General features: G+C 64.5%; 12 protein-coding genes. 9 read left to right on the plus strand and 3 right to left on the minus strand.

Translation table 11 applies throughout. The features are described from left to right. Positions 1–293 precede the first annotated feature (293 nt). The 4 genes from U5A58_RS30985 (at position 294) to U5A58_RS31000 (ending at position 4,210) form a co-directional block, all read left to right on the plus strand. Positions 294–1,508 carry a DUF2863 family protein gene (locus tag U5A58_RS30985; RefSeq protein WP_321914639.1) on the plus strand — a complete coding sequence of 405 codons (1,215 nt, stop codon included), beginning with the start codon at positions 294–296 and terminating at the stop codon, positions 1,506–1,508. A gap of 196 nt (positions 1,509–1,704) precedes the next feature. Then, entirely contained in the window at positions 1,705–2,640 is a 936-nt protein-coding gene (locus U5A58_RS30990; protein ID WP_321964285.1) for a response regulator transcription factor, read from the plus strand. 10 nt (positions 2,641–2,650) lie between these two features. Then, positions 2,651–3,325, plus strand: coding sequence for an energy-coupling factor ABC transporter permease (locus U5A58_RS30995; RefSeq protein WP_321914640.1), 675 nt, complete (start codon positions 2,651–2,653; stop codon positions 3,323–3,325). Positions 3,326–3,532: 207 nt separating this feature from the next. After that, entirely contained in the window at positions 3,533–4,210 is a 678-nt protein-coding gene (locus U5A58_RS31000; RefSeq protein ID WP_321964286.1) for a BspC domain-containing protein, read from the plus strand. A gap of 83 nt (positions 4,211–4,293) precedes the next feature. Here the strand turns inward: U5A58_RS31000 and U5A58_RS31005 are convergent, their stop codons facing one another. Together U5A58_RS31005 and yaaA are read right to left on the minus strand one after the other, a co-directional pair. Next, a complete protein-coding gene (locus U5A58_RS31005; protein WP_321914642.1) occupies positions 4,294–5,457 on the minus strand; it encodes a M14-type cytosolic carboxypeptidase in 1,164 nt (387 codons plus the stop codon). A gap of 29 nt (positions 5,458–5,486) precedes the next feature. Continuing rightward, the gene (yaaA, locus tag U5A58_RS31010; protein ID WP_321964287.1) at positions 5,487–6,281 is read right to left on the minus strand and encodes a peroxide stress protein YaaA; all 795 of its coding nucleotides are present in this window, start codon (positions 6,279–6,281) and stop codon (positions 5,487–5,489) included. Positions 6,282–6,345: 64 nt separating this feature from the next. Here yaaA and U5A58_RS31015 point away from each other — a divergent pair, with 64 nt between their 5' ends. Further along, on the plus strand, positions 6,346–6,861 hold the full coding sequence (locus U5A58_RS31015) for a putative toxin-antitoxin system toxin component, PIN family (RefSeq protein ID WP_321964288.1): 516 nt from the start codon (positions 6,346–6,348) through the stop codon (positions 6,859–6,861). A 103-nt stretch (positions 6,862–6,964) separates the two neighbouring features. Next, positions 6,965–8,155: a pyridoxal phosphate-dependent aminotransferase gene (locus tag U5A58_RS31020; protein ID WP_321964289.1), complete on the plus strand. Its 1,191-nt coding sequence runs from the start codon at positions 6,965–6,967 to the stop codon at positions 8,153–8,155. A gap of 93 nt (positions 8,156–8,248) precedes the next feature. Here U5A58_RS31020 and U5A58_RS31025 read toward each other — a convergent pair whose 3' ends face one another. Beyond that, the gene (locus tag U5A58_RS31025; protein ID WP_321964290.1) at positions 8,249–8,890 is read right to left on the minus strand and encodes a glutathione S-transferase; all 642 of its coding nucleotides are present in this window, start codon (positions 8,888–8,890) and stop codon (positions 8,249–8,251) included. A 108-nt stretch (positions 8,891–8,998) separates the two neighbouring features. On the opposite strand from U5A58_RS31025, the gene U5A58_RS31030 reads away from it, so the two are divergent. Genes U5A58_RS31030 through U5A58_RS31040 form a run of 3 tightly spaced genes read left to right on the plus strand, consistent with a single transcriptional unit; the run spans position 8,999 to position 12,516 of the window. Next, complete coding sequence (locus tag U5A58_RS31030; protein WP_321964291.1) at positions 8,999–10,561, plus strand: 3-hydroxyacyl-CoA dehydrogenase; 1,563 nt, start codon at positions 8,999–9,001, stop codon at positions 10,559–10,561. Then, complete coding sequence (locus U5A58_RS31035) at positions 10,558–11,346, plus strand: oxepin-CoA hydrolase, alternative type (RefSeq protein ID WP_321964292.1); 789 nt, start codon at positions 10,558–10,560, stop codon at positions 11,344–11,346. Before U5A58_RS31030 ends, U5A58_RS31035 begins: the two co-directional genes overlap by 4 nt. A gap of 51 nt (positions 11,347–11,397) precedes the next feature. Further along, a complete protein-coding gene (locus U5A58_RS31040) occupies positions 11,398–12,516 on the plus strand; it encodes a phosphotransferase (RefSeq protein ID WP_321964293.1) in 1,119 nt (372 codons plus the stop codon). Positions 12,517–12,548: the final 32 nt, after the last annotated feature.

Raw genomic sequence — 12,548 nt, forward strand, 5'->3', positions numbered from 1 at the left:
AGGCTTCCCGTCTCCCCGCGCCTTCATCGAAAGCGCGAAAGACCGGAATTCTAGTCATGCAGATGACATCTTGCAAGCGGTTTTTTGACGGGCTAGCAAAGTCGGACTGAACACGGCTCGACGGCTCCATATAGCAGTCGCCATAGGGCCTTCGGCCGATACCTTTCGGCTGCGCCCCAACGACGATCAGACATCGCAGCCGCGCCCATCCGAGGCGCCCCTGCTGTCCAATCCAATGGCGCGCACGGAACCGACTAGAATATGGGGTTCTCTGCACCCCAACTCACAGATTTATGCGCTCGCGAATCGCCAAACGCCTTCCTCCTGACGCCGACAAGCTCGTCGGCCTCTCGCTCGCCCTGTTCGCTTCGGGCAGCCGCACCGAAGACCGCTTCTGGGAGGCCAAGCTCGACACGCTGCTAGCGAAGGTCGTGCGCAACGGCAATCAGACTACGCTCGACGCCGCGCTCGATCATCTGCAGCAGAATCACCCGGACGCCTACGGCGCGCTTGCCGATATGGCCGAGACGCACAGCGAATCGTTCGTCGTCGAACATGAGGGCGCGCAATATGAAGCGCTGCTCGTCGCCGCGCCGGTGCTGGCCTGGACGCGCTATGTCATCCCTTCGGGCCCGCTGAAGGCCGAAGGCGCAGACGCGCTGCGCACCCATCTGCAGGCCCACGTGCTCGCGAACGGCACGCGCGTGGCGATGGCACCGTATCTCTATAGCATCGACCAGTTGCCGCGCCACCATGTCGAAACCTGGCGCCTCGCACAACAGCTGACGCAGGCGGCGCTGAGCGGCGCACCGGCGAAAATCAGCTCGGGTGAGCTGCCGGAAACGTCGCCGATCCTCGCCGATCCGCGTTTCCTGCTCGCCGTTGTCGCGGCACCTGTCGGCGCCCCGCTCTTCCGCTGGCAGGAAGAGGAACACGGCTCGCGCATCGAGCGCGGCCAATGCCTGGAGCAATGGGCCACCCAGGGCGGCGCCAACCTTGCCGTCGTCATGCCGGGCTGCGAATTCGAATGCCTGCTGCCCGACGCCTACTACTCCGCCTGCCGCGATGCGGACGAGCGCGTGCGTCCGCACACGATCCGCACTGCAGTGCGCTACCTGCTCGACACGATTGGCGCGGGCGCGCAGGACTTGCGCGCCGTCGTCGCCGGCTTCGGCGAGCGCCGCATCGACGAATACCGCATCGGCTTCACGAAGCGCGGCAGCAACGACGTGCTGTATGGCGTGGTCTGGCCGCTTTATGGCCGCGAGAACGGCGACGCTGACATCGACGAAGAACCGACCGAAGAGAGTGTCAGTAGCGGTCCGCTCGAAGAGATCGTGGCGCTGCTGAAGGAATCGGGTATCACCGACATCCGCCGCCACGCCGGCCGTTTCGAGCCGGAATATTGCGATGACTGCGGCGTTCCGCTCTATGCGGATCCACTCGGCGAGATCGTCCACGCCGAGATGCCGGAAGATGCTGAGCCTGTACAGCCACACTTCCACTAAGACAATTCCAAAATTCCTACTTGGTCCCGCCTGTGTGCGGGACTTTTTTTTGCCCTATGTCTTATGCCTTTTGGACAGGCCGCCAGCGCCCAACCTTTTTGTCATCATGGTGCTGTTGGTCTGGTTCACCGCCGCTCAGAAGCGGTGCGCGTTGCACAACATTTCGAGAGACCGTCAACGAGAGGAGGGCATATCCATGCGGTTCGTTGTACTCAATCCGGACGCCGAAAGGCGTGAAGGGCTCAAGGCGCTGTTAAGACAAATCGACCGTCGCGCACGCTTCAATGACGCGCCGGACTGGCGCAGCGCTGAGCGCGCCATGCAACGCTTCACCCCCAACCTGATCGTGATCGATTGGCACGACGGCATTCGCGCCGGCGAGCTGCGCCACTTCGTCATGCGGCACCGCAGCCTGCCCGTGGCCATCCTGGTAGACAGCGCCGAGACACCTACGACCGTGCGGATGCTCATCGACGAAGGCGCCCGCGGCATCATCCGGCGCACAACGGACTCCATCCTGATCGTGAAGTTTCTGGAGCTGATCATGCTCGGCGGTGATCATCTGCCGGCCGACGTGCTCGGTCCGTGTACGCCCTGGCCCCTGCCTCCCCGGCGCAACGCCAAGGCCGCTGCACAGGCCCGCAAGGTGCGCCCGAAGGTCAACCTGTCGCCCCGGCAGGAGCAGATCCTGCGCTGCGTCCATATGGGCAATACGAACAAGATGATCGCTAGAGCGCTCGGCATCAGCGAGGGCACGGTGAAAGTCCATCTCACCAGCATCTTTCAGCAGCTCGGCGCGCCCAATCGCGCGGCGGCCGTCGCGATCTATAACGGATTGCTCGCAAACCAGCTGCAGGTGCTGCGCTCGCAGTGCGAGCGGCCGGCGAAGCCCAGGCACGGCGAACACGGCCCCGTGCCGTTGCGCGCACGCGAGGCTCTGGCGTTTCGCTATCCGTTGCTGGCAGGCGACAGTGTGGAGCCGCTGCCCATCGCCGCGGAGCCGCAGGCGCATTACGGCGACCCTGCCGCGGCGCAGCAGGAGCGCCCCATCGAGGCCCACGAGGCCGACGAGAGCGCTGACGAGGAAGCCCTGGTGCTCGCTCGCGCACACGTCTTGCCCTCCAACGAGTAATATGAAGCACATGGGGTTCCTATTTACGCCGCTTCCGCTCTGGGTTGCTATCGGTGCCTGGGTTGTCACCGTGGGGTTGCTCGCGCTCGCGTTGTGGAAGAACCCCTTCAAGCGTCTTCAGGACGCAACGCTCCAGCACGTGTGGCTCGCGATCGTCGTCGCGATCTCCGTGCTGTGGGCGAGCAATGCGTGGCTCGAAGACGGCACCGTGCTGCACCTGCTCGGCGCCACGCTCGTGGTGACGCTATTCGACTGGGGACTGGCGCTTGTCGCCATGGGCGTCGTCGTGGGGCTCGCCGCGCTCATCTTCGACGCCACCTGGGAAGGCGTCGCCCTCACCTTCCTGATATTCGGCGCGTTCCCTGTCGCGATTTCGGCGTTGTTGCAACGCGCCTGCACCGCGTGGCTGCCGCGCAACCTCTTCATGTTCATCGTCGGCCAGGGCTTCGTGTCGCCCGCCATCGCTGTTTCGGCGGCGGCTTATCTCGCGCTCGGCACCCATGTTGCGCTCAACGGTGGATCGGCGATCACCGTGCCCGCGGGTTATGCGTTCAGCGTATTTCTGCTCGCTTCGGGTGAAGCGTGGTTCACGGGCATGGCGACGGCGTTGATTGCCGTCTACCGGCCGACCTGGGTCACCACCTACGATGTGCGCCGCTATCGGTTGGGCGGCCCGCGAACCTGAGCCTCCGCTTCGGTCGAGAGCCCCGCCGCCAGCAACGTAAGACCGGGCGCGACGACAGGTCGCGATCGGCCGGCGGCGCATACGTAGCAGCACTTGCGCCGGTCTCTCCGTTCAGACAGAAGAAAATAATTGTTTCCGGATTGAACTCAACCCGGCTGTGCCGCATCTTACGGTGCCTGACGTCACACCCTCTTCTCTAGCAAGCAGATGGACTGCAATCATGCATCCCGCCGGCTGTTGTTGGTCGCCGGTCAACTGGCGGCGTGTGCCGCGAGCCTCATGCTCATCGCCGCGCCAGCCGCGCGGGCCGATCAACTCGAGCAACACAACGATCTCGTTAATCAGTTCGTCACCCGGATGCACGCGGACCCGCTGGTCGCGGATTGCGCGGCGCACGGCGATTTCGTCGCAAGCACGTCGGCGGCGCTCGATCACGTCGAGTTTCCGCCAAGTTCGTTCGACAGTGCACACGCAAGCGTGACGCCGTGGAACGACTCGTTCGACGAAGGCAAGCAGCGCGTGAAGGTCGATACGATCGTGACCGTCGACGGCATTGGCATTGCCAAGGACAGCGGCAACGCACCCTACGATCTGAAATTCCGCTGCGGCTATGTCGGGCAGCAGATGCTCGCGTTCAGCTGGAACGATCCCGTCCCGCTAGCGCACGCACGCGGCGCGCACGGCGCGGCACCGCAAAGCGGCGCACACGCAAAGGGCAAGCATTCGACCAAGAAGGCCACCGGCAAGGGTTCGAAGAAGACGGCGCCGAGCAAGTCGAGCCATAGTTCGTCGACGAGCGGCACGAAGTCCGCCAGCAAATCGACGAAATCGACAACGAAATCCTCTGCAAAGAAAACAACTTCAAAGAAGACGACGGCTCACTGACAGTCGTTGGCGTTCTCGATGCAAAAAGGGGGAAGCGGCCAGGCCGTTTCCCCCTTTTTTACGTGTGCGTGGCAATGACGCCGTTACGCAAACGTCTCCACGTGATGCAATATGGCCTGCAACATCGCAGCACCGAGCGCGGCGCTACGTTCACCGTTCCAGCCTACGCGTTCGTCGGGCAGATTGGCGTTGTCCTTGAACGGCATCTCAAGGGTGAGCGACAGGCAGCCATAGCGATGGCCGATATACTTCGACGCGAGTTTGAGCGCATCTTCGCGATAGCGGCTCGCCTCGTAGCCGTGCTGGTCCTGGAAGTCCGGGCTCGCCACCTTGAACGCCTCGATGAACGCCTTCTGCTCCGTGCGTTGCTGATCGGTAAAGCCCGGCAGCATTTCAGAGCCCGCCACGAATACATAAGGCAGCGTCTCGTCGCCGTGGATGTCGAAGAAGAGATCGACGCCGGTGGCTTCGATCGCGTCGCGCACGACCAGCACCTCGGGGCTGCGCTGCGCGTCCGGCTCCATCCACTCGCGGTTCAGGTTCGCGCCCACGGCGTTGGTGCGCAAATTGCCGTGCACGCTGCCGTCCGGATTCATGTTCGGCACGATATGGAACACGGCGCGGTCATACAGCTTGCGCGCGACCGGATCGCCTGCCCAGTCGCCCCAGCCGGCGAGCCGCTTGACGAGGCCTTCCACGAACCACTCGGCCATGCTCTCACCCGGATGCTGACGAGCGATGATCCACACGGTCTTCTTGGGCTTGCCGTCGGGCGCGGTGTCGCCCGGCATGCCGAGCGACAGCAGCGACATGGGACGGCCTTCCACGCTCTGACCCAGCTCCGTGAGCGTGGCGTGCGGCAGTTGCTGAAGCGCGCCGAGGAACTCCGAGTGGCGCTCTTCGCTATACGGCTCGAAGTACGCGTAGTAGATGCTGTCGAAGTCGGGCGTGTGGTCGATGACGAGCTGCTTGCCGTCATAGCGGGTCGGCACGCGGAACCAGTTCACGCGGTCGTAGCTCGCCGCGGCCTGGTAGTTGCGCCAGCCCTCGGGAAACGCACAGGCCGACGCATTTTCGAACGTCATCACGCAACGTTCGCCGCGCACGCCCGACACGCGGAAGTAAAACCATTGTGCGAACTCGGACTGGTTGTCCGAGCGCACGCGCAGACGGATGTCGTCGGCGCGCTCGCTCGACAGAACCTCGATCGCGCCCGCATCGAACTGGCTGGTGATGGCAATCGTCATAGTCTTTTCCTTCCGGCTTGCTTGTTCACTCACTCGGCGATGCGCCGACGAAATACATAGGTCGAATCGTTCGATGCATCCGCATCGAATGCATAGCCTTCCACGTCGAACGCCTTGAGCCCTTCGGGGTCGGCCACGCGGTTCTCGACGGCGTAACGCGCCATCAACCCGCGCGCGCGCTTCGCGTGGAAGCTGATGATCTTGTAGCGGCCACCTTTCCAGTCTTCGAATACTGGCGTGATGACGGGCGCGGCGAGCTTCTTCGGCTTCACGGCCTTGAAGTATTCGTTCGACGCGCAGTTCACGAGCACGCTCGCGCTTTTCGACGCGACTTCGCGATTGCGCTCGATCTGTGCATTGAGCGCGTGCGTGATGCGCTCGCCCCAGAACGCATAGAGATCCTTGCCGCGCGCGTTTTCGAAACGCGTGCCCATTTCGAGACGATAAGGCTGAAGCAGGTCGAGCGGACGCAGCAAGCCATAGAGTCCCGAGAGCACGCGCACATGCTGCTGCGCATAGTCGAGATCCGCGGTCGAGAGCGACTTCGCGTCGAGGCCTTCATAAACATCGCCGTTGAACGCGAGCACCGCTTGTTTCGCGTTGGTCTGGCTGAACTGCTCCGACCAGTCGGCGTAGCGCTGGAAATTCAGGCGCGCGAGCGGGTCGGAAATGCTCATGAGCGACCCGATCTGCTGCGGCGAGAGGCGCCGCAGGCCCGCGATCAACTCGGCTGCGTCGTCGACGAAATCGGGGATGGTGTGGGTTTCGATGTGCGCCGGCGTGTCATAGTCGAGCGATTTGGCCGGCGACAGAACGATTATCATAGAGGCTTGCAGGCACGATGTGCCGATGTTCAAAGGCGAAAGCCCGATTGTAGCGAATTCACGAATGACCGGCCTCACGCCCCCAACCGCAACCTCCCTCTCACCTGCCGCCGCTGCGGCGCTTCCCGTGGTTCTCGACTCCAACGTCTGGCTCGATATTCTCGTGTTCGACGACCCGCACACGCGCCCCATTCGCGTGGCGCTCGAGCGCGGCGCAATCCGGGCGCTGGTCGATGAACGCTGCCGGGCCGAACTGGCCCACGTGCTCGACTATCCGCAGTTCGCCGGCCGCGGCGTCGCGAAAGCGGACGCACTCGCCGCGCTGGCCGGGCTCGTTGCGCTGGTCGAGTTGCCGGAGCTTGCCGCCGACGCGCGGCCCCTGCCGCAATGCCGCGACCGCGACGACCAGAAATTTCTGGAACTGGCGCGTGCGAGCGGCGCGCAGTGGCTCGTCTCGAAGGACCGTGCGGTGCTCAAGCTTGCGAAGCGCGTGGCGCGCGATTTCGGCTTTCGCATCGCGACGCCCGACGCGTTCGTCGCCGAATGCGTGCAAGATGCCGCTCAAGCCACGCAGGCCTGATCTCCCGCGTTGCGGGCGCCCGCGCCCGGCCGGGCCACCGCAGCCGCGCCGATTTGCCTACAATCAACCTTTCCCGTTCCAACGTCTGACTTCCGCCCGCGACATGAACGCACCGCATCCCACGAAGAATTCGCAGGACACCCTGCTCACGCCCTCTTTTCCGTCGCGTCTGCCGAACGTCGGCACGACGATCTTCACCGTGATGAGCGCGCTCGCCGCCGAAAAGGGTGCGGTCAACCTGGGTCAGGGCTTTCCCGACTTCGATTGCGACCCACGCATCGTCGACGCCGTCGCGCAAGCCATGCGCGAAGGCCACAACCAGTACCCGCCGATGGCCGGCGTGGCCGCGCTGCGCGAGGCAATCGCGGACAAGATCGAGCACGTGTACGGCCGCCGCTACGACGCCAACAGCGAAATCACGGTGACGGCGGGCGCCACGCAAGCGCTGCTCACGGCGATTCTCGCGACCGTGCACGCGGGCGACGAAGTGATCGTGGTCGAGCCGACTTACGACAGCTATCTGCCGTCGATCGAACTGGCGGGCGGCACGCCCGTGTTCGTGACGCTCGAAGCGCCCGACTACGCGATTCCGTTCGACCGCCTCGCCGCGGCCATCACGCCGAAAACGCGCCTCATCCTCATCAACACGCCGCACAACCCCACGGGCACGGTGTGGCGCGCAGAGGACATGCAAAAGCTCGAGGAGATCGTGCGCGGCACCAACGTGCTGATCCTCTCCGACGAGGTGTACGAGCACATGGTCTATGACGGTCAGCCGCACGAGAGCGTCGCGCGCTATCCGGAACTGGCCGCGCGCAGCTTCATCGTGTCGAGCTTCGGCAAGACCTATCACGTGACGGGCTGGAAGGTGGGCTACGTGGCCGCGCCCGCGCCGCTCACGGCCGAGTTCCGCAAGGTGCACCAGTTCAACGTGTTCACCGTGAACACGCCCATGCAGTTCGGCCTCGCGCAATACCTGCGCGACCCCAAACCGTATCTGGAACTGCCCGCGTTCTATCAGAAGAAGCGCGACTTCTTCCGCGCGGGTCTTGCCAACACACGCTTCAAGCTGCTGCCGTGTGAAGGCACCTACTTTCAGTGCGTGGACTATTCGGCGATCAGCGATCTGCCCGAAGCGGAATTCTCGAAGTGGCTCACGGCGGAGATCGGCGTAGCGGCCATTCCGGTTTCGGCGTTCTATCACGAGCCGCATGAGTCAGGCGTCGTACGCTTTTGCTTCGCCAAGCAGGAAAGCACGCTTGCGACCGCGCTCGAGCGGCTCGCGCGACTCTGACGTGCTGCGCGCGCGATGATTCCGCGAACGGCAGTGCGTTCCCGATCATCGCGCGCAATAGCGTGCGCGGCGCGTTGCCACGCGCCGCAACGCTTACGAGTTCGCCTCGATATAGGCCTTGCGGTCGGCGTTGACGCGCTGCGCCGTCGGGCGTTCGCCGATCAGCTTGAGATACGACTTCCAGTCGATGCCTGCGTCGGCGAGGAAATCGCTGCCGTACACCGCCTGCGTGGCGCGCCCCACGAGCGGCAAGCTCACGAACGCAGCAGCATCGGCCACGCCGAAGCGATCGCCTGCTACGTAAGGCGTGAACTTCGCGAGCCGCTTGAAGCCCGCCACATAGCGGCGCAGCCGCTTTTCCATGGTCGCCTTGACCTCCTCGGTCGCCTTGCTGCCAAAGAACGCCTCACCGTAAAGCTCGCGCGCGTTGAGCTCGAGGTGCGTCTCGATGAAGACGATCAGTTCGCGCTCCTTCGCCGCCTGCCACGGATCCACCGCGAAGATGGGCTTTTCTGGAAAGCGCGCCGCCAGATACTCGACGATCACTTCCGATTCGCACAAAAACCCCTGCTCCGTTTCGATAAACGGCACCTTGCCGGCCGGCGACTGCGCGAGCAGCGCCTCGTCGAGCGGCAGCTTGTTCGGCACCTCCTCGAAAGCGATACCGTGTTCGAGCAGCAGGAGCTTGACCTTGTTGTAGTAATTCGAAAGCGCGAAACCGTGCAGCTTGATCATCCTCATTGCCTCCTTGAGCGGGGCAGTTCCCTTACCGAAACCGCCGAACCGTTTTCATAAAATTGTACGACCGTGCTATTCTAGGCCAATCATGGAGCCAGGCTTCCAATGACTTCACATCATTTCAACATTGAGACAATCGGCATCGTCGGCACCGGCGCGATGGGCCGTGGTATTGCCCAGATCGCCGCGCAGGCGGGCCTCGCCGTGCGCCTCTACGACACGAACCCGCAGGCGGTCACCGCCGCGCGCGATCATCTCGCCGACACCTTCGCGAAACTCGCGGCAAAAGGCAAGCTCGACGAGCACACCGCCAAGGCCGCGCTCGAACGCGTGACCGGCGCGCACACGCTCGATGAACTCGCGGCCTGCGATCTCGTGATCGAGGCGATCGTCGAGAATCTCGAAGCCAAACGTACGCTGTTTCGCGAACTCGAAACCGTGGTGAGCGAGCGCTGCCTGCTCGTTTCGAACACTTCTTCCCTCTCCATTACCGCCATCGCCGCCGCGTGCAGCGACCCGTCGCGCGTCGCGGGCTATCACTTCTTCAACCCCGTGCCGCTCATGAAGGTGGTCGAAGTGATCGATGGACTGCGCAGCGCTCCCGCCGCCGGCGACGCACTCATGGCGCTCGCGCGCCGCATGGGCCACACGCCGGTGCGCGCGAAGGATATGCCCGGCTTCATCGTCAATCACGCGGGCCGCGGCATGAACACCGAAGGCTTGCGCGTGGCGGGCGAAGGCGTGGCGAGCTTCGTCGAGATCGATCGCATCATGCGCGAGCAGGCGGGCTTCCGGCTCGGACCGTTCGAGTTGCTCGACCTCACCGCGCTCGATGTGTCGCATCCGGTGATGGAGTCGATCTATCACCAGTTCTATGAGGAGCCGCGCTTCACGCCCTCGCCCATTACGGGCGTGCGGCTCGCGGGCGGGCTGGTTGGCCGCAAGGCGGGCGAAGGCTTCTATCGCTATGTCGATGGCAAGCAGCAGGTGCCCGACGAACCCGCAGCGCCCACTGCGCTGCCCGCGCGTGTCTGGGTGAGCCGCCGCAACGCCGCTGCGCGCGACGCCGTAATCGCGCTTGCGTCGAAAGCCGGTGTGGCCATCGACGAAGGCGATACGCCCGCCGCCGACGCGCTGATCGTGGTCGCGCCGCTCGGCCTCGACGCCACGACCGCCGCGCTCGACGAGCAGCTCGACGCGCGCCGCGTGGTCGCCATCGACACGCTGTTTCCGCTCGACGCAGCAAAGCGCCGCACGCTGATGACAACGCCCGCCACCACGCGCGAAGCACGCGACGCGGGCCACGCACTCTTCGCCGCCGACGGTGTGCCCGTCACGGTGATTCGCGATTCGACGGGCTTCGTCGCGCAGCGCATCGTCGCGACGATCGTCAATATCGGCTGCGATATCGCGCAGAAGCAGATCGCAACACCGCGCGACATCGACCTCGCGGTCACGCTAGGGCTCGGTTATCCGCGCGGCCCGCTCGCGCTCGGCGACACGCTGGGCGCACGCACGATCCTCACGATCCTGCGCAACATCCACACCGTGCTCTTCGATCCGCGCTATCGCCCGTCGCCGTGGCTCGCGCGACGCGCACAGCTCGGCCTTTCGCTGACGCAAGCAGAAGCAGCAGATATCAACGCATCGAACGAGGCACCGCAATGAGCGCCGAACTCCGCAGCACCCGCCCGCAAGGCCACGAATCGACACTCGTCCTCACGCTGTCGAATCCCGGCGCACGCAACGCGCTGCATCCCGACATGTACGCTGCGGCCATTGAAGCCTTCGACGCCGCCGAGCGCGACCCGTCGCTGCGCGCGATCATCCTCACGGGCGCCGACAACTTTTTCTGCGCGGGCGGCAACCTGAACCGCCTGCTCGAAAACCGGGCGAAGGACCCTTCGGTGCAGGCCGCAAGTATCGACCTGCTCGGCGCGTGGGTCACCGCCATGCGCCAGTCGACCAAGCCGATCATCGCAGCCGTCGAAGGCGCAGCCGCCGGCGCTGGCTTTTCGCTTGCGCTCGCTGCCGACCTGCTCGTCGCCGCCGACGACGCGAAGTTCGTCATGGCCTATTCGCGCGTGGGTCTGACGCCCGACGGCGGCGGCTCGTGGTTCCTCGCGCGCTCGCTGCCGCGCTCGCTCGCGTTCGAGCTGATGGTCGAAGGCAAGCCGATCGGCGCGGCGCGCCTCGCGGAACTTGGTGTGGTGAACCGGCTCGCGAAACCGCAAACCGCGCTCGACACGGCGCTTGCCTGGGCCGACGAGCTGACGAAGATCTCGCCGAATTCGGTGGCGCGCATCAAGGGTTTGACGAACGCCGCAGACACGCAACCGCTCGAAGCGCAGCTCGCCGCGGAACGCGACAGTTTCGTCGCGTCGCTCCATCACCGCGACGGCCTCGAAGGCATTACCGCGTTCCTCGAAAAGCGCGCGCCTGTGTACAAGTAAAGAAGCTCGAGCGCGGCGCCCCACAGGAGAATCAGGAAAAGGGAGACGAACATGGCGCAAGCCACCCCGGATGGAGACACGCAAAAAACCGCGCAAACGCGCACCGACTACTCGGCGTTCGAAGGTACGCGCCCGGTTGCCGAGCGCCAGCGCTTCGACACCGAGGCGCTGAGCGCCTGGCTCACCGCTCACGTGGAAGGCTTCCAGGGCCCGCTTGCGATCGAGCAGTTCGCCGGCGGCCAGTCGAACCCGACGTTCAAGCTCGTCACGCCCGGCCGCACTTATGTGATGCGCGCCAAGCCTGGCCCCAAGTCGAAGCTGCTGCCCTCGGCGCACGCGATCGAACGCGAATACCGCGTGATGGATGCGCTCGCCGCAACCGATGTCCCGGTCGCGAAGATGCTCGCGCTGTGTGAGGACGAAGCGGTGATCGGCCGCGCGTTCTATGTGATGGAGTTCGTCGAGGGCCGCGTACTCTGGGACCAGTCGCTGCCCGGCATGACGCGCGAGGAACGCGGCGCGATCTACGACGAGATGAACCGTGTGATCGTCGCGCTCCACAACGTGAAGCCAGACGCCGTGGGCCTTGCTGACTACGGCAAGCCCGGCAATTACTTCGCACGCCAGATCGATCGCTGGAGCCGGCAGTATCAAGCGTCTGAAACGGAACGCATCGACGCCATGCATCACCTGATCGAATGGCTGCCGAAGCACATGCCGGACGATGCGGGTTCACGCGTGTCGGTCGTGCATGGCGACTATCGCCTCGACAACCTCATCTTCCACCCGAGCGAGCCGCGCGTGCTGGCCGTGCTCGACTGGGAGCTCTCCACACTCGGCGACCCGCTCGCCGACTTCTCGTATCACTGCATGGCCTGGCACGTCGATCCCGCTCAATTCCGAGGCATCGCCGGGCTCGACTGGCAGGCGCTCGGCATTCCCGACGAGGCCCAGTACGTCGCGCGCTATTGCGAGCGCACCGGCCTCGAGATTCGCGGCGACTGGAACTTCTATCTCGCCTACAACATGTTCCGGATCGCGGCGATCCTGCAGGGCATCATGAAACGCGTGGTGGACGGCACCGCCGCGAGCGCGCAGGCAATCGACGCAGGCCGCCGCGCCAAGCCCATGGCCGAACTCGCCTGGCGCTACGCGCAGAAGGTTCGCTAAAACAAGCACAACTTACTTTTCACTGTCACTGC

Source organism: Paraburkholderia sp. J7, assembly GCF_905220155.1.
Taxonomy (GTDB): Bacteria; Pseudomonadota; Gammaproteobacteria; order Burkholderiales; family Burkholderiaceae; genus Paraburkholderia.